Origin of the sequence: Rhizobium sp. WW22, from assembly GCF_047041135.1 — a bacterium.
In the GTDB taxonomy this organism is placed as follows: Bacteria; Pseudomonadota; Alphaproteobacteria; order Rhizobiales; family Rhizobiaceae; genus Rhizobium.
The window spans coordinates 577,504-595,299 of record NZ_CP178199.1 but is presented as its reverse complement, the minus strand read 5'-3'; the positions used below and the strand labels follow the sequence as shown (position 1 = coordinate 595,299).

Here is a 17,796-nt window from a genome sequence, read left to right as displayed (position 1 = left end):
GCGCACCGATGTCCGACCTTGCCCTTTCGCGTGACCACGAAGAAGCCGATACGCGGGAGGGATGGAAGGTCGTCGCCGCGACCCATGTGCTGACGGCCGTGACCTTCGGAGCCGCCTATTCCTTCTCCGCCACCTTGCCGGGGCTTGCCGCGGAGTTTAGCGCCTCTCGCGGCGAGATTGCCCTCGTCTTCTCCATCTCCGCATTCCTCTTCTATTCTCTGGGCGCGATTGCCGGGCCGCTCGCCGACAGATGGTCGCCTCGCAGCTTGGTTCTTCTGGGGCTTGCTGCCATGATCCTCGGCTATATCGGCGCCAGCCGCGCGGGATCGCTCGTGTCACTCTATATCTGGTACGGCTTCGGCGTTGGCCTGGGGATCGGCCTCTCCTACGTTCCAGCCCTTGGCGCCGTGCAATCCTGGTTTATCCGCAGACGCAGCCAGGCCTCGGGCATCGCGACCGCTGGAATTGGCCTTGGCACCCTGGTGCTGCCCTTTGCGATCGGCCAGGCGCTTCCCTTCATCGGCTGGCGAGGCTGCTTCACCGCGCTTGCGTGTCTATTTGCCGTGTTCGGATTGCCGGCCGCAATGCTCATCCGCAAAAGGCGTGACAATCCGGATCCATCCTGGAGTCGAGCGGACAAGCATGCAAATGCTGCCATATGGCGGGACGGACGGTTCTATCTTTTCTATGCCGTGCTTGTTCTGTCGTCGTTTTGCACTTTCATTCCCTATGTCCATATCGTTGCAGCAGCCCAGGACATGGGTCTCTCGCTGCAAGACGGAACCACTCTTGTTGGCCTTATTGGCGTCGGCAACGTGGTCGGGCGCTTTTTCCTGGCCGGGCTCGGCGATCGCTTCGGCCGGCGCCGGCTATTGGCGTCTCTGACATTTGCCGTCGCCGCGTCCTTTGCTCTCTGGGCATTGGCATCAGGCATGATCCAGCTGGCGTTGTTCGCACTGACGTTCGGCATGAGCTATGGCGGCTGCGTCGGCCTTTATCCCGCTGTGGCGGCCGATCTGTTCGGGACGCGCAATATCGGCGCCGTCATCGGATATCTCTATACGGCGGTCGGTATCGCAGCCTTGATCGGGCCGACGGCAGCCGGTTTTATTTTCGACCATACCGGCAGCTATTCCGGCCCGATTATCGCAAGCGGCCTCGCCGCTTTTGCGGCTGGGTTCATGGCACTGCGCCTTGGGCACGAATAGCATCATTGGTGGCGGTGATTGTCAGAGTTGGGCTGCGATGGCGGCCTTGTCGATGATTGACCAGACGTGCCGAATCCGTCCATCCAGAAACTCATAAAAGACATTCTCAGCGAATTGGACCCTTCTGCCGTTCACCGCCATGCCGAACAACAGCCCCGTCGGTCTGCAATCAAATTGCAGGCGACATGCGACACGCGGCGGCTCGCAGATGAGCAGAGCGATATCGAAATGAAGATCGGGGATGGCGCGAAAATCACCTTCGAGCATTTGCCGATAGCCCGACAACCCCACATGGGCGCCATTATAGCACACGTCTTCATGGACGAATTTGCGCAGGCTCGGCCAATCCTGCCCGTTGAGACAGGCAATGTACCCTCGATAGATCTCGGAAAGGTCGGTGCTTGCCATTCTCATCACCCTCGGCTGGGTGACAGCCGGTTTCTCAGGCAGTCGCCTGCAGACGGCGGTGGCCGGCATTCATCATTGCAATCGGATGCTTGAGCGCCGGTGCCGGTCGGCCGATATGGTATCCCTGAACGGCGTCGATGCCAAAGGATTTGACAAGATTGAGCTGCTCTTCGTCTTCCACGCCTTCGACCAGGATGCGGTGACCGCGATTACGCACCAGGCCGATAATATCCTCAAGCAGAATCTTGGCGCCGTCGTTGTTTGCCGCATCATGCAGGAAGGATTTGTCGATCTTGACGGTTTCAAACTCCATCAGGCGAAGCCATGACAACCCGGCAAAGCCTGTGCCGAAATCATCCAGCCAGAATTTGATGCCGAGCTTCTTCAGATCCTGGATGCTGTCGAGCACATCCGGGCGTATCTCCATGTCGACGCCCTCAGTGATTTCGAACGCAACCCTGTGGCCGGAGACGCCCGTTTCCGCCAGAATGGCTGCGACCTGCGCAGCGAAGCCTGGGGCCCGCAGCTGGATCGGGGAAACATTGATGCTGACGGTGTCGACAATGTCGCGTGTGAGCAAATCGCAGCATGCTCTTCTGATTGCCCAGTAACCGAGCTCGATGATGGCACCCGTACGCTCGGCGACAGGAATAAAGACAGCCGGCGAAGAATTCGACCCATCGAGCAGCTGCAGACGCATCAGAGCCTCATAAGCGCCGATCTCTCCGGTCCTGAGATATTGAATCGGTTGATAGACCAGCGAAACGAGATTTTGCTGAATGGCGATCTTCAGGATGGCCGCGATGTTTTCGCTTGCGTCGCCGCCGGGCAGCTCGTTCGGGTCGAAGATCCGTGCGCAATTGCGGCCGCTCGCCTTTGCGGAATAGAGCGCGCGGTCGGCCTCATTGATCACATTCTCCAGCTTTGCACCAGCGAGATCTCTGGTAATGGTCGCGCCGACACTGACAGTGACATGCCGGAAACCGTCCAGGCGCTGGGCGTGAACGATATCGAGAGCTTCGATCCCCTGGCAGATCGCCTCCGCCAGCGCCAGTGCATCCGAGCTGCTCTCCAGATCGAGAATAACGATGAATTCCTCGCCGCCATAACGCCCGACCGTCGCCCCTAGTGGCGCGACGATATTCGACAGCGCGTTGGCAACCGTGACGAGACAGTGATCGCCCTCCTGATGGCCATAATAGTCATTGTACTTCTTGAAGAAGTCGACATCGACCAGAAGAATGGCAAAAGGAGCGCGCTTTTCGCGCCAACGATCCCAAAACTGTTTCAGCCTTATATCAGCGGCTCTCCTATTTTCCATTCCAGTCAGGGAATCGGTAATGGAAAGCCGCAGAAGCGCCTCGCCGCGCTCCGTTGCCTGCTGCTGCTGCAATTCCGCTTCTCGCGCATTGAGGAAGACGTTGAAACGTTCCTTGTTCAATTTCCAGTTCACATAGGAGGTGAACACGAAGCAGCAGAGATAGAAGGTCGTAAAAGCCAGGCAATAGGCGGCGCTGTAGTGAAATTCCGTCAGCGATAGCAGGAAGAAGGCAAAGATCAGCCCCGACGAGGCAAGTGCAAGACCGAACTCGAGACTGAAGAACAAGTTAACGCCCATCATGAAGATGGCACCGAACGCGGCGTAATAAGAGAATGCCTCCGCATTCGTCGTCTGCAATGCCGGCAGCAGCCACACGACATATCCGAGAACGACAGCGGCCGCACAGGTCGCCTCCAGCTCGCCGGCACGACGCAGGCGTGAAAACTGGATTTCCAGCACCAGAAGCGAAAACCCGCCGATCAGAAACCGTGCAGGGATCGTCACATGCGAGACATCCGGAATGAAGACCAGATCCGTGATGAGGAAAAGGACATAGACGGGCACGGCAAGCCACAGACCGCTGCGAGCCAGGGCGCGCCGCGCATCATTGCTATAGGCTTTGTAGAGCACACGCAGCTCATCGGGATGATCCGTGCCCAGAGCAGCGCTCCGGCCAAGTTCGCTTCCTCCCGACAATTGACGCATGCTCATCATCACCCGAGTTAGCCGAGACTTCATGTCCACCGCGTTACCTTTGCGTCGCTCGAATGAACCAATCGCTCGCTTCACCACGGCGGCCAATTTGATCCGTTTGATAACGACAGCGTTGACGCAGCGACATTAACAAAACCATAGCGCTCAATTTTTATCTGAGATATGGTTTGCGGAGTGTTCACGGAATGATTTAAAATTGAAACAATTTCAAACCGCTCTAGATGGCTTCAGCCTCGTTACCTCCCAGTCCATCTCGGAACATACGAGATCGTCCGGTAACAGCATTGCAACCGACCAAATAAAGGAGGGCGAGGCCGAACTCGCCCTCATTCTCTCCCTCACGCAACAGGCGTTCGAAGCAAACGCGCCCGTTCCAGGCACCATGAAAGCCTTGACGGAGCGTCTGCAGGCGCTGAAAAATAAGACGACACCCCTGACCTGGGCGCATCTGGCCTCGGTGGCGCAGGGGCACCCCGTATCGTCCTACCTGCTGCAGGACCCTCTGACGCGATGGTCTTTCGAAAAGCCGCGCGGCTATAGCGGGGACGCCTATCTGCTGGATTTCATCTATGAACATCCAGCCGTTGCCGCACAGGTGGCGGAAGCTTCGGCGCTGGGCGCAGAAGTTTACGATTTCACCCGGCGTGCAGCATCCGCCGTCGCCGTGCGCGAAAGGCGTGAGATCCTGGCAGCCCATGTCGATGCGGTGGCGGAGGCGACGGATGGCGCCGAAGTCCTGGCAATCGCGGCCGGCCATCTTCGCGAAGCCGAGCTCTCCCAAGCTCTGCAGAGCGGCAGGCTCAAGCGCTGGGTCGCACTTGATCAGGATCCGGTCAGCGTCGGGACGGTGGCCTCGGCCTTCCATGGCAGCTGCATCGAAGCGATCAACGGCTCCGTTCGCACCATTTTGGGACGCGCGCAGAAGCTCGGCACGTTCGACTTCATCTATGCAGCCGGCCTTTACGATTATCTGGCCGAAAGCGTAGCCGTGCGTCTGACGGAGCGCTGCCTGCAGATGCTGAAGCCCGGCGGCAAGTTCCTGCTTGCAAACTTCGCCAAGGATATCGGTGTCGAAGGTTACATGGAAACCTTCATGAACTGGCCGCTGATCTGGCGAACGGATGAGGATGTCCAGTCGATCATCGACAAGGTCAAGCACCCGATCGCCGATGTTTCTCTGACACGCGGCGAAAACGGCGGCGTCATATACGCCGTTCTGACCGTATAGCCGACCGCAATCGTGATAACCGGCTAAGCCGCGCTGCGGCTTGGCCGGCAAAGTCGCAGCAGCGCAAGCACCAGAAGATTGACCAAGATGATTGCTGCGATAGCGGCAGGCGCTGCTGTATCTGGCGCCAATATCTGTTGGCGCAACAAATAACCCGATACCAGAAACGGCGTATTCCAGATCAATGCGCCGCAGAATGTCGCGATGGCAAAGCCTGGCGCCGGTATGGCAAGCACGCCTGCCGGCAAAGCCATATAGGCGCGAACGACAGGCACAAGCTGACCGAAGAACGTGGCCCGCACGGGATGACCATGATAATTGCGCTTCAGGCGCAGATACCACTCTTCTTTAATCTCCAGACGCCGGACCATCTTCAGCACGAAGAGGTCGCCACGCTTAGGTCCCAACCAACGGCCTATTCCATACCAGAACAGCGAACCTGCCATTGAACCGGCAGCGGTAACGGCGATCACTGCGGGCAGATCAACCGGGTGGGCGATGCCCAGCATGCCCAGCATCAAAAACAAGCCGATCGAAGGCAGGATGGGGACAAGCTTCTCGATTGCGGAACACAATGCAAGGCCGAACAGCCCCCACGCCGCCAGATCGGGCAGAGCATCCAATAGATAGGAGGAGCCGCTCATGTGGCGGCAGCCGGAGAATTTATCGGCCTGCGGCGGACGATCTTATAGACCCTGGCAGGCGGAAAATTGCGCAGCACCTGGCCCTGCAGCGTTGCCTTGAAACCAAACCGGTCAGCAGGCGATGCGGTATCGGACAGCGCAGGCCATAGGTGAACTGATAGAGCGCGCCGCCCTCGCGCAGTCTCGCCGAGACCGCGGTCAAAATGCCAATGACCGTCTTCGGCGACATGTTGAGCAGCGGCAATCCGCTGATGGCACAGCCAAATTGCTCTCCTTCCGGCAAGCCGTAAGCATCAAGCCGCGCGGCATCGGCGCAGATGACACGGGCATCAGGAAACCGCTGGCGAAGCAGGCTGGCAAAACTATCAGCGGATTCAATCAGCGTAATGTCGCTTTCGCATATGCCGCGTGCGAGAAGGGCTCGTGTGAACACTCCCGTGCCCGGGCCAAGCTCGAGAACCGGTCCCGCCGAAGGACCGATTTCGCTTGTGATCAGATCGGCCAGTACCGGGCCGGAGGGGGCGATCGCTCCCACCATGCGCGGATTGGTCAATAGAGTTCGCAGAAATAGTGATGTGTTTGACATGTGTTCCCGCCAATAGGGCCTCAGGAGATTCGCCTGCACGACAGGCTTTTCCTAGGAGGAGCCGATTGCGAGAACATTGCATCGGGAGCCGATAGGCTATCCGGCCATCGGAAAGCTCAGTCTGAAGGCCGCGCCACCCGTCGATCCGTCGAGGACACAAACCTTTCCACCATGGAGCCTGGCAATTTCCTGGACGAGGTTCAGCCCGAGGCCGAATCCCTTAGTGCGTCCCTGGAGACGATGAAACGGCTCGAAGATACGGTCCCGTTCTTCCTCCGGGATACCGCTTCCTTCGTCGCTTACGGTGATACCGGTGGCGCGGCTGACATGGACGGTGATCCTGCCACGGCGACCGCCATGGTGGATCGCGTTCTGTACGAGGTTGGTAACGGCCCGCTCGATGGCCATGCGATCGCCAAGGACTTCCACGGCCTCCTCGTCCTTGATGAAGCAGGGTTCATAATTGGCGGCGATCGCGAGCGGCGCTAGTTCTGAAACGACGTGTTCAGCGACCTCCACGAGATCGACCGAAACCGGCTCGAAGCGGTGATTGAGGCGCTGAAGATCGAGGAACTGCTCGGCAAGCGTCGCAAGGCGGACGGTATCTTCGAAGAGCCGCTCCTTCAAAGGGCCTGCCGGCAGGCCATCGAGACGTGCCTGCAGGATCGCAACCGGGGTCCGCCATTCATGGGCAAGATGGGAGAAAAGACGCTTCTGCCGCTCATAGCCTTCGTCCAGCCGCCTTAATGCATCATTGACGGCTTCGACAAGCGGCAGGATTTCACGCGGGACATCGTCGGCCGGCAGCCGCGTCCCCTGGCGATTGATATCGATCTGCCCGGCGCGGGCAACGGCGGAATCCAGCGACGAAAAAGCGCGGCGAACCACCAGCGGTGCTGCAATCATCGTTGCGATCGCCGTAACGATCAACAGCGGCAGAAGGGCGCTGATGAAGACGATGCCGACCGCACCAAGGATGCGGACCGTCGACACGGTACCGTCCACGCCCGTCAGGACCTGGATCTCGCCGGCCGGAGACGACACCCATTGCAGCCGTGCGGCGGGCACGGTGCTGCCACCGAGATTGCTGCCGAAACGAGCCTGTCCGATGCCGTCGAGCGCAGCGCCGAACGCTGCATAGGCCGGCGGCACATTTCCGTCCTTGATTGTGGCACCGCTGCGATCGCGCACGACGAACCAGAGACCTGGCAGGTTCTCGCGCCGCGCCAAAAGCGCCGGTGTTTCCTTCAGTTCAAGGGCGCCATTCTGATCGCGGCCAATCGACTGGGAGATGGCATCGATGGTCTCGTCTTCCGGCTGAAGCGAGATAAAGCTGCCGGTCGCCCACAAGGCGGCGACGATCAGCACCGCAAGCAACGACAAGAAGATCGCCTGCAGGAATGACAGGCGCGATACGAGACGCCATCGCAGGGAAGGCTGGCTCGCGCTCATGATTTCAGTCTCATCAGATAGCCGATGCCGCGGACGGGATGAATCTCCAGGCCGGACTCCACCAAGGCAAGTTTGCGACGAAGACGGGAGATATGCGCATCCAGCGTATTCGATTGGATATCTTCGCTGAACCCGTAAACGGCCTCTTCCAGAGCATGGCGCGGTACCGTGCGGCCAAGACGGCGCGCAAGCGCCTCGAAGACCAGAACTTCCCGGCGCGGCAATTCGAGTCGCTCGCCTCCAATCAGGATATCGTGGCAGCCGAAGTCATAGGACAGCTTGCCGAAATTCACCACCTCGGTCCGCAACTCGCCGGGGCGTCTCAGAATGGCGCGCAATCGCGCCAGCAGTTCTTCAATGGCAAATGGTTTGACGATGTAATCGTCGGCGCCGGTATCGAGACCACCGATGCGATCGCCGAGATCGCCGCGCGCCGTCAACACGATGACGGGCGTATCGATGCCGGCAGCCCTCAGCTTTGGAATGATCGACAAGCCGTCTCCGTCCGTAACCTGCCGGTCGAGAAGAATGGCATCATAGGGAAGATTTATCGCAGCCTCTTCGGCATCGGCCAGCATCGACACGTGATCGACGATGGCATCGCGAGCCTGCAACGCAGCGCTCAGCGCTGCAGCCATTTCCGGCTCGTCCTCTAGCAACAAGATCCGCAATGAACCATCCCCAAAAATGGAACGACTGCATTGCATAAGCGGATTGCGGGAAGATTGCGACCCTATCCGGGCTACACTTTATTATTCATTGGAGAATTTGAACCGATATGCTGCCGGTATCCGAAGATCTCGGCCAGTTCGGCTTTCGACGCCAGCCGAGTCGCAGGGGAAGGCATCGCCTCCCCCTGCGATATCCGCCGTGCGGTGGCCGATAGGTAAGCTACAGCGAACGGAGGAGTGAACCCACCGTGCAAATGGTTTCTCGCCCGTCCTGATTTTGCTGCCGCGCCGCCATTCTCGAAGCAACAGAGATCGAGAAGTAAAAGCCGTGAAGCGTTTACCTGCATCAAGCCCACCTCATTTGAGGCGGCTCACATGCAATGCCAGCAAGCTGCGATAGTCCAGACCTTCCTCACGCTCGGGAAGGCCGATATCACGAAGCTGATAATTCGATAGTTCGGATACCTGCTGATAGATCTGCCGCCGTTTCCAGGCGACAAACAACAGGGCACGTACAGTCCTCCAGGCACCGAATTTCTGGTACAGTTCATCGACCGTTGCCGTCAAACTTTTGACAACTATAAATTGTGAATGAGTCATCGTTTTTCCTGGCGCAATCACGCGACCAGGTCCTCTTGAAGCTTGACCGACTTCAGGAGTGGATGCGTCAACGACGCACCAAGTCATTCCCTGGGCAGGTCATATAGGTTTAACGGGAAAACGCCTAAACGGCGACAGATAAAGCTATTTAAAGCTTTAATTATAGAGTCGTCGTGCAGTTGGTGCAGCACACACCAAGGCCATTGACATCATTCCGCCGGAGACGTATGTAAACATATGTAGATTATGCATATCACGCCTCCCTGTTCGATTTGCGGATGCGTCTATCATACGCAAGATTCGGAAATCGGCAACCCCACAATTTCGAATTGCAAATATCCGGCACAACATGTTGCATCAAAGCAACGGTGATGACGGTGTCAAATCAGCTGCAAGGCAGGTCCGACGACGAGCAGAACTTTCAGAGCTCACTAGAACGAATTGACGATGCCCCCTCCGGTGCGCATCTGCTGCACCATGATATGGGCATGGTAGTGCATGGCGCATTTGATCGCGTAGATTTGCAGGACGACGGGCGAGCGCCGATGCCGCAGGAGATTGAAAAGCCGTGCACGGTAAGTGGCGCGCAGATCCGCTTCCTTCACCCGGCGCATCAACCGGAGGAAAATCCCGACAGCCTCGAATGCCCATGTCGCGTTGAGCGCCAGCAAACGCAGCGGATGGCGGCGCAGGTGACGTAAGCGGGTACTTTCCGGTTTGATACGTGCGTCGATGTAAAGCGCATCCAGCCGATCGAAATAGGCGGCCGGCTCATGCAGATCGCTCAAGACCGAAAGATATCCGTCCCGCAAGGTTTCGCGCGAGAGCTTGAGCGGGATGACATTGGTGCCGTAGGCGGGCGGATCGTCATGATCGAGACGGCCTTCCTTGGCGAGACGTGTATAGAGCGGCGTCTTCGGGATCGCCGCCAGCATGCCGATCATGGCGTTGACGATGCGCGCATCCCTGATGAAGACCCGCTGCGCATCGAAAATGGTCGCATCGTCGCTATCGAAGCCCAGGATCATGCCGCACCAGACTTCCATGCCGGTCTGCTGGATCGCGTGGATTTTCTCCAGCATCGTCCCGCCCTTGCGCAGGTTCTGCAGCTTCTTGGTTTCGCGCAGAGCCTCTTCGTTCGGCGTCTCAATGCCGATGAAGACGGTGCGGATATTGGCATCGACCATCAGCTGCATCAGTTCGGCATCGTCAGCCAGATCGATCGATGCCTCCGTCAGGAACGTCATCGGATAATGATAGCGCTCCTGCCAGGCGACGACATCGCGCAGCACTTCCTTGATCGCCTTCTTATTGCCGATGAGATTGTCGTCGACGATAAAAGCCGTATCCATTCCGGAGGCGAGCAGGGCTTCCATCTCGGCGATGATCTGCGTGCTGGTCTTGATGCGCGGCTTGCGGCCGAAAACCACGATGATATCGCAGAAATCGCAGGTAAACGGACAGCCGCGCGAGAACTGGATGCTACCAACAGCATATTCGTCCATCTTCAGGAGATCGAAGCGCGGCACGGGCACCTTGCTCATATCCGTCTTGTCGGCCTGTTCATAGCGCCGGGCATGATGGCCTTCCTGCCATTCAGCCAGGAATTTGGGCCAGGTCTCCTCCGCCTCGCCGATAAAGGAGACGTCGACGAGGTTGCCGAAATAATCCTCCTTGACCGTAACCCAAGGTCCGCCGACGACGGTGAAACAGTTGCGCCGTTTGAGCTCGGTCAGGATTTCCGTCATACGAAAGCGCTGGACGATCATCCCCGTCAGCGCAACGATATCGGCCCTCTCGCAAAGGCCGTAGTCTATCGGCTCGATATTCTCGTCCACCAGAGTGACGGTATGTTCCGCAGGCGTCAGCGCCGCCAGCAAAGGCAGGCACGCCACCGGAAGGTTAGCTTTGACGTCGAACAGCGGCAGAGCGTGCTCCATGCCCCAATAAGAGGTTTCGAAACGCGGATTGATGATGACGATATGAGCCATTGAATGGTCCGCTCCATGATATGAAGATCTGGTTCGGTATTGCTTTGAGCCTGTATGTCATTTGCAGCTGCATGCGCCGGCCTTCCGGCTGCGAAGCAGGGTCTTCCAGCATCGAGGCGGCTGTCTTAGCAGCCCTATATGAGCTCAGGATTAAATTCGGGATGCTGACGACGCCATTGCCTCCTGGCGATCTCGTCGGCAGGTACTCATAAACATGGTTTGCAATGCCGCTAAAAATTTTTTCGGCAGCAATGTCGAAATCGTCCCGATGCAATCGTCTTTATTCCAGACATGGCGCGAAAGCATATTATCGGATCTTTCGCGCCTTGAGCTGAACCGGATGAAGGGAGCTGCAAATGAGTTCGTCCTATCGTTGGGTGATCGTTGGCGCCGGCGCGCTGATGACCTGTGTTGCGCTCGGCGCGATGTTTTCCCTGGCAATCTTCCAGGTGCCGATCGCCGCCGATACAGGTTGGTCGCATGCCGGCATCGCCGCCGCCATGACGCTGAATTTCCTGACCATGGGCCTCGGTGCCTTTGCCTGGGGTGCTGCAAGCGATCGCTTTGGCATCCGCATCGTGGTTGTGATAGGCGCGCTGCTGCTCGGGCTGGCGCTTGTCCTGGCAAGCCGGGCGGGCTCGCTTCTGCAATTCCAGCTGACCTACGGCATTCTCGTGGGCCTTGCCGCCAGTGCCTTCTTCGCACCGATGATCGCGGCAACGACCGCCTGGTTCGACAAGGGCAGAGGCCTGGCGGTGTCGCTGGTCTCAGCCGGCATGGGCGTAGCGCCGATGACGGTGTCGCCTTTCGCCCGCTACCTGATTTCGGCTTACGATTGGCGTTTTGCCATGCTTGTCATCGGCATCATGGCCTGGGTTCTGCTGATACCGGCGGCGCTGCTGGTGCGGCGAGCACCGGTCTTAGCCGAGACGACCGGCGCAGACAGGCAAAGGGAAGAGCAGCGCCTGCCCCTTGGCCGGATCTTCCGCTCGCCGCAGTTCCTCGTGCTCGGCGCGACCTTCTTTGCCTGCTGTGCGGCCCATTCCGGACCGATCTTCCACATGGTCAGTTACGCCACCATCTGTGGTGTGGGGCCGATGGCGGCGGTCAGCATCTATAGTGTCGAGGGCCTTGCGGGTCTTGGCGGCCGCCTCCTTTACGGGACGCTGGCGGACAGGCTCGGTGTGAAACCGGTGCTGGTCGCCGGCCTCCTGGTGCAGGCGGCGGCACTTGCCACCTATCTGCTGGTCAGCGAACTCGGCGAGTTCTATGCGCTGGCGGTCGTCTTCGGCAGCGCCTATGGCGGCGTGATGCCGCTTTATGCCGTGCTGGCGCGCGAATATTTCGGGCCGCGCGTCATCGGCACCGTCTTTGGAGCGGCATCGATGCTCTCGAGCATCGGCATGGCAGCCGGACCTCTGATCGGCGGCTGGATCTTCGATACGTTCGCCAACTACTCCTGGCTCTTCATCGGCTCGTCGATGGTGGGGTTGGGGGCGGCCGCCATCGCACTTGCCTTTCCGCCAATGCGACGCCTGCAGCTGCAGCCGGCTTGAAACAAGCCGAAAACGGCCCGAATCCGCTTCTGTGAACCGTGCCGGGTGCCTCATATTTCGCCGCGCCCGGCAGCGCTTTTCTCGGCGACAAGCCCTTGCCGCCACGCTGGGGAGGACACATTCGTATTTCTTGATGCTTACACACAGATTTTCATAAGCGGCAGCGGTTGCAGCCATTGCAATTTTCAATTTTTGGCCAACACTCACATATGCATCAGGTGCGTGATCTTCTGGGGGAGGAAATCAGGAGAGCACCCACTGGCGCGACTTTCTGCGCCCGTCGGCAGGAAAGTCCTGCGTAATGTCATTATGGGGGACATGACACGGGTCTTTTGACCATGTCCCTGGTGCAATTGGGAGGATTGATTCATGGCATCCACGTCCGTGGCCGAGACGACGAGTCGAGGCATGACCAGGGAGGAGAAGAAGGTCATCTTCGCGTCCTCCCTTGGAACCGTGTTCGAATGGTACGATTTTTATCTTTATGGTTCTCTGGCCGCCTTCATCGGAACGGCCTTCTTCAGCGACTATCCGGAAGCAACCCGCAATATCTTCGCCCTGCTCGCCTTTGCCGCAGGCTTCCTCGTGCGGCCGTTCGGCGCCCTCGTCTTCGGGCGCATCGGCGATCTTGTCGGACGTAAATACACCTTCCTCGTTACGATCCTGATCATGGGTCTTTCGACCTTTCTGGTCGGCGTCCTTCCCGGATCGGCGAGCTGGGGTTTTGCCGCGCCTGTCATCCTGATCATCCTTCGCATGCTGCAAGGTCTGGCGCTTGGCGGCGAATATGGCGGTGCTGCAACTTATGTCGCCGAACATGCGCCCGACAACAAACGCGGCTATTACACCTCCTGGATCCAGACGACTGCGACGCTCGGCCTGTTCCTGTCACTGATCGTCATCCTGATCGTCCAGAATGCGCTGGGCAAGGAGGCTTTCGCGGCATGGGGCTGGCGTATTCCCTTCCTTCTCTCCTGCCTTCTGCTCGCCATCTCCGTCTGGATCCGGCTGTCGCTCAGCGAATCGCCGGCCTTCAAGAAGATGAAGGAGGAGGGCAAGGGCTCCAAAGCTCCGCTTTCCGAAGCCTTCGGCCAGTGGAAGAATGCCAAGATCGCCTTGATCGCGCTGCTCGGCCTCACCGCCGGCCAAGCGGTCGTCTGGTATGCCGGCCAGTTCTACTCGCTGTTCTTCCTGCAGAACGTACTTAAGGTCGACGGTCAGTCCGTCAACATCATGATCGCGATCGCGCTTCTGATCGGCAGCGGCTTCTTCGTGTTCTTCGGCTGGCTTTCCGACAGGATCGGCCGCAAACCGATCATCATGGCGGGCCTGGCGCTGGCAATCCTCACCTATTTCCCGCTGTTCAAGGCATTGACCCACGCCGCCAACCCCGCCCTCGCCCAAGCGGAGCAAACCATCCGGGCGACGGTGACAGCCGCTCCTGGCGATTGCACCTTCCAGTTCAATCCTGTGGGAACCGCCAAGTTCAACAATTCGTGCGATATCGCCACCTCCTTCCTGGCGAAGTCTTCCGTGCCCTATACGATTGTCGACGGCCCAGCCGGGCAGCCGGCGACAGTCAAGGTCGGCGACGCGACCATAACCTCTTACGATGCAACGGCGGCAGGGGCCGGTGCAGCGGCAAAGAATGCGGCATTCACGCACGACATGAACCTTGCCCTGCAGAAGGCCGGCTTCCCGCTGGCGCGCGATCCCGCCAAGGTGCCGGACGCCAAGCTTGATGCCTTCATCGCCGCCAATCCCGAACTGGGGCTTAACGCGGCGACCGTACGGGCGGGCGACAAGACAGTCACGCCGGTTACGGATCTCGTCAAGGCGAAGCTTCTGACCGCGGATCAGGCTGGCGGCGCCACCGACATGCCGGTCTACACCATCGCCAATGGCGGTACCTTCAAGATGGTTGCCGATCCCAAAGCCATCAATTGGCCACTGACCATCCTCATCCTGACGATCCTGGTGATCTACGTGACGATGGTCTACGGCCCAATTGCCGCGATCCTGGTCGAGATGTTCCCGACCCGCATCCGCTATACCGGCATGTCGCTGCCCTATCATATCGGCAACGGCTGGTTCGGCGGCCTGCTGCCGGCAACGGTTTTCGCCATGAGTGCCGCCACCGGCGATATCTATTATGGCCTTTGGTACCCGATCGCGATCGCTGCGATGACCCTTGTCATCGGCCTAATTTTCGTTCGCGAAACCAAGGGCGTCGATCTGAACAGCATCAAGTAACCGCATAAAAGCCCGGCGTTCACATACGGCACGCCGGGCTTTTTTCTTCGTCTCATCCATTTCTGATCGAAGCTCGAATCTCAGCTTCCGCAAAATGCATGCAGCAGCACCAGAAGCGAAAAGAGGACCATCAGGCCCGCCAGAAAATGCTGCAGGATCGACCAGACGCGTTTGGTCGCAGCAAGACTTGGCCGCGTTGCGAGAGAAGCGAGATAGAGTACTGTATCCATGAAAAACCCCTGCCGAACGTTTCCGCAAGCGCGACGTGAATACTCACCATCGCGGAAATTGCTGACATTTATTGGTTTTATATTGTCTACAAAAATAGTAGATTAAAGGAAGGGTTTTGCGGTTCCCCTGCAATTTCAGACAAATTAAACTCCCCGGAGACAGGCGTGAGCGAGGCTTACTTAGTCCCGCCGCCCACCTGTAGAGACCGGAACGGGAGCGAACAGAAGCGCAGAAAAAATTTATTCTATAGATTAAATAAACAAAGCAAGGCTTGTCCTTTTAATTGAATGCCAGTGGCTTACGAGTACCGCTGACAATCGGTGACCCCTTGCCCATGACCTTGCTGGATGCCCAAAATCTTTCGCTTGCTTTCGGCTCGACACAGGCTCTGGCTGGAGCGTCTCTGACCGTCGATCGCGGCGAGGTCGTCGCGCTGATGGGGGCCAACGGCGCGGGCAAGTCGACGCTGGTTAAAATCCTGTCGGGCATTCATCGCGCCGATTCAGGCAGTATTCTATGGAATGGCGCGGATTATCGCCCCGAAAGCCCCGCCGAGGCGACGGCGCGAGGCATCGTTACCGTGCATCAATCGACCGACGTCGTCGGGATCGCCGGCCTTTCGGTCGCGGATGCCCTGCTGCTCAACCAGTATGTTGACGGACGCCAGCCCTTCTTTCTGTCGAAGCGTTCAGTCCGGCGGAAGGCGGAAGCAATCCTATCGGAAGCCGGGTTCGACCTGCCGCTCGACCGCGATTTTGGCGATCTGGGCACAGCCGACCGGCAGATGGTCGCCATAGCCCGCGCCCTTTCCAACAAGGCACAGCTGCTGATCCTGGATGAGCCGACCGCAAGCCTCTCTGCGCGCGAAACGGCCCGGCTTTACGATATCGTCCGCCGGCTGAAGGCCCGTGGCCTGGGCATTCTCTATATCTCGCACCGTACGGCCGATCTCGATGCGCTCGCCGATCGCGTTGATGTCCTGCGGGGTGGCCGCAATGTCGGTGCCTTCTCGCAGCCGATCGACTTCGATGCCGCCATTGAAACCATGATCGGCCGCCCCATGAAGGCGGCTCGCCCACATCGCCGTGAACAATTCGACCGGACCATACTGGAACTTCAGGCTGTCCGGCTGCTTGCCGACAGCCCACCGATCGATCTGAGGCTCCATGCCGGCGAGGTCGTCGCCATCACCGGCGTTCTCGGCGCCGGCAAGAGCCGGCTTCTGTCGACACTTTTCGGCCTTGAGCGCTTTGCCTCAGGCACTGCACTCCTGGACGGCATTGCATTTCAGCCGGGCTCACCCGCGGATGCAATCGCCCGCGGCGTCGTCATGGCCGCCGCTGACCGCCATCGCTCTTCTCTCATGCCATCGGACTGGCCGGGAGAGAGTATTGCGGCAACGATCAGCCTGCCGCATCTAAAACATTGGTACCCGTCGGGCTTCCTGTTTTCCGGGCGGGAAAGCCGCGAGGGCGAAAAGGCCATCCGGCGCCTCGGCATCAGGGCCTCCGGTCCTGAGGCATCCGTCAGGTCGCTTTCCGGCGGCAATCAGCAAAAGGTCGTGCTCGCCCGCTGGGAGGCGGAGCCAAGCCGGCTCATGCTTCTCGACGAGCCCTTCCAAGGGGTCGACGTCGGCGCCCGCCAGGACATTATCGCGGCCATACGCGCCTACACCGACCGCGCCACCCTGATCGCGACATCCGATCCGGAAGAGGCGCTCGAAGTCGCTGATCGGGTGCTGTTGATGGAACATCATGGTCTCACAGACGTCGCTGACGCGGCCGCAGGCGGCCGACAGAGCAAGGAATATGCCTGATGAGTGAAGGTACCGCAGAAATCCCCGAACAGGTCAGGCCAGCAAGCAATACGGTTTCACCGCAGGAATTCGTGCGGCGGGGGGCGGTATTTCTCCTCCTTCTTGCCCTCGTCATCATCTTCAGTTTCGCCCAGCCGGCCTTCATCAACATCAACAATCTGATGAGCATCCTGCAGGCGGTTTCGGTTGTTGCCATCATCGGTGCCGGGGTCACGGTGACGCTCGCCATCGGCGGCTTCGATCTTTCCGTCGGCGCGGTAGCTGCCTCCAGTGTCATGGCCGCAAGCTATGCGATGATCGTATGGGGTCTCAACGCCTATGAAACCGTGCCGCTGGTGCTTACCTTCGGCGCGATCGTCGGGCTTACCAATGCTCTGCTGATCGTCAGACTCAAGGTACCGGATCTGCTGGCGACGTTGGCCACCATGTTTCTCCTGACGGGGCTACAGCTGATTCCGACGGCGGGGCGCTCGATCTCGGTCGGCTTGATCCTTCCCGACGGGACGACGGCGTCAGGCAGGGTCGACTCCGCCTTTTTAACGATCGGACGTTCAAGCCTGTTCGGCATCATTCCCTTTCCCGTCATCCTGATGCTGATCGTCGCGCTCGCGCTCTATGTGCTGACCGAGCGTACGCGTCTTGGTCGCCTTCTCTACGCCACCGGCGGCAATGAAGCGGCGACACGGTTGGCCGGCGCCAATGTCGCCCGCCTGAAGACCTTTGCCTATGTACTTTCGGGTACTCTCGCCTCGCTTGGCGGCATCATCGTCGCTGCCCGTGTCGGTCGAGGAGACGTTTCCTCCGGTGCCTCGCTGCTGATGGATTCCGTCGCAGCCTCGCTCATCGGCTTTGCCGTGCTGGGACTGCGCCGTCCGAACGTTCTCGGCACGACAATCGGCGCCGTCTTCGTCGGCGTGCTTCTGAACGGCCTGACGATGCTGAACGCGCCCTATTACACGCAGGATTTCATCAAAGGCACCGTTCTCGTCGGTGCGCTCGCACTTACCTATGGGATCAGCCGCGGCAGAGCGTGACCCCGCCATCCTATCCGCAGACTTTTCCGCCCGTCGGAAATGAGCCACGGCTGTCGGGGCAGCACATATCGATATCGCTGCCA

At 59.0% G+C, this 17,796-nt stretch carries 15 protein-coding genes; 6 read left to right on the top strand and 9 right to left on the bottom strand.

Features of this window, described 5'->3' with window-relative positions; genetic code table 11:
• Window positions 1-8 precede the first annotated feature (8 nt).
• Entirely contained in the window at window positions 9-1,208 is a 1,200-nt protein-coding gene (locus tag ACK83U_RS21730; protein WP_112608657.1) for an MCT family MFS transporter, read from the top strand.
• 21 nt (window positions 1,209-1,229) lie between these two features.
• On the opposite strand, the gene ACK83U_RS21725 is transcribed toward ACK83U_RS21730, so the two are convergent.
• Both ACK83U_RS21725 and ACK83U_RS21720 read right to left on the bottom strand, forming a co-directional pair.
• Window positions 1,230-1,616 carry an ester cyclase gene (locus tag ACK83U_RS21725; protein WP_112608655.1) on the bottom strand — a complete coding sequence of 129 codons (387 nt, stop codon included), beginning with the start codon at window positions 1,614-1,616 and terminating at the stop codon, window positions 1,230-1,232.
• Window positions 1,617-1,650: 34 nt separating this feature from the next.
• Window positions 1,651-3,651, bottom strand: coding sequence for a putative bifunctional diguanylate cyclase/phosphodiesterase (locus ACK83U_RS21720; RefSeq protein ID WP_112335881.1), 2,001 nt, complete (start codon window positions 3,649-3,651; stop codon window positions 1,651-1,653).
• A 196-nt stretch (window positions 3,652-3,847) separates the two neighbouring features.
• On the opposite strand from ACK83U_RS21720, the gene ACK83U_RS21715 reads away from it, so the two are divergent.
• The gene (locus ACK83U_RS21715; RefSeq protein WP_112608653.1) at window positions 3,848-4,879 is read left to right on the top strand and encodes a class I SAM-dependent methyltransferase; all 1,032 of its coding nucleotides are present in this window, start codon (window positions 3,848-3,850) and stop codon (window positions 4,877-4,879) included.
• 23 nt (window positions 4,880-4,902) lie between these two features.
• Here ACK83U_RS21715 and ACK83U_RS21710 read toward each other — a convergent pair whose 3' ends face one another.
• The 6 genes from ACK83U_RS21710 to ACK83U_RS21685 all read right to left on the bottom strand — a co-directional run bounded on the left by ACK83U_RS21710 (window position 4,903) and on the right by ACK83U_RS21685 (window position 10,823).
• Complete coding sequence (locus tag ACK83U_RS21710; RefSeq protein WP_112608651.1) at window positions 4,903-5,523, bottom strand: DedA family protein; 621 nt, start codon at window positions 5,521-5,523, stop codon at window positions 4,903-4,905.
• A gap of 19 nt (window positions 5,524-5,542) precedes the next feature.
• Window positions 5,543-6,109 carry a class I SAM-dependent methyltransferase gene (locus tag ACK83U_RS21705; RefSeq protein WP_412474995.1) on the bottom strand — a complete coding sequence of 189 codons (567 nt, stop codon included), beginning with the start codon at window positions 6,107-6,109 and terminating at the stop codon, window positions 5,543-5,545.
• A gap of 96 nt (window positions 6,110-6,205) precedes the next feature.
• Window positions 6,206-7,561 carry a sensor histidine kinase gene (locus ACK83U_RS21700; RefSeq protein ID WP_112608647.1) on the bottom strand — a complete coding sequence of 452 codons (1,356 nt, stop codon included), beginning with the start codon at window positions 7,559-7,561 and terminating at the stop codon, window positions 6,206-6,208.
• Window positions 7,558-8,232, bottom strand: coding sequence for a response regulator transcription factor (locus ACK83U_RS21695; RefSeq protein WP_162708058.1), 675 nt, complete (start codon window positions 8,230-8,232; stop codon window positions 7,558-7,560). The genes ACK83U_RS21700 and ACK83U_RS21695 overlap by 4 nt, the downstream gene beginning before the upstream one ends.
• Before the next feature lie 357 nt (window positions 8,233-8,589).
• Entirely contained in the window at window positions 8,590-8,832 is a 243-nt protein-coding gene (locus tag ACK83U_RS21690; RefSeq protein WP_112608643.1) for a DUF1127 domain-containing protein, read from the bottom strand.
• 431 nt (window positions 8,833-9,263) lie between these two features.
• On the bottom strand, window positions 9,264-10,823 hold the full coding sequence (locus ACK83U_RS21685; protein WP_112608641.1) for a DUF4070 domain-containing protein: 1,560 nt from the start codon (window positions 10,821-10,823) through the stop codon (window positions 9,264-9,266).
• A gap of 356 nt (window positions 10,824-11,179) precedes the next feature.
• On the opposite strand from ACK83U_RS21685, the gene ACK83U_RS21680 reads away from it, so the two are divergent.
• Window positions 11,180-12,379 carry an MFS transporter gene (locus ACK83U_RS21680; RefSeq protein WP_112608639.1) on the top strand — a complete coding sequence of 400 codons (1,200 nt, stop codon included), beginning with the start codon at window positions 11,180-11,182 and terminating at the stop codon, window positions 12,377-12,379.
• 369 nt (window positions 12,380-12,748) lie between these two features.
• Window positions 12,749-14,632, top strand: coding sequence for an MFS transporter (locus ACK83U_RS21675; protein WP_112608637.1), 1,884 nt, complete (start codon window positions 12,749-12,751; stop codon window positions 14,630-14,632).
• Window positions 14,633-14,712: 80 nt separating this feature from the next.
• Here the strand turns inward: ACK83U_RS21675 and ACK83U_RS21670 are convergent, their stop codons facing one another.
• On the bottom strand, window positions 14,713-14,862 hold the full coding sequence (locus ACK83U_RS21670) for a hypothetical protein (protein ID WP_154660813.1): 150 nt from the start codon (window positions 14,860-14,862) through the stop codon (window positions 14,713-14,715).
• Between the two features lie 335 nt (window positions 14,863-15,197).
• Here ACK83U_RS21670 and ACK83U_RS21665 point away from each other — a divergent pair, with 335 nt between their 5' ends.
• On the top strand, window positions 15,198-16,679 hold the full coding sequence (locus tag ACK83U_RS21665; protein ID WP_112608635.1) for a sugar ABC transporter ATP-binding protein: 1,482 nt from the start codon (window positions 15,198-15,200) through the stop codon (window positions 16,677-16,679).
• Window positions 16,679-17,713, top strand: coding sequence for an ABC transporter permease (locus ACK83U_RS21660; protein WP_112608633.1), 1,035 nt, complete (start codon window positions 16,679-16,681; stop codon window positions 17,711-17,713). Before ACK83U_RS21665 ends, ACK83U_RS21660 begins: the two co-directional genes overlap by 1 nt.
• Window positions 17,714-17,796 lie beyond the last annotated feature (83 nt).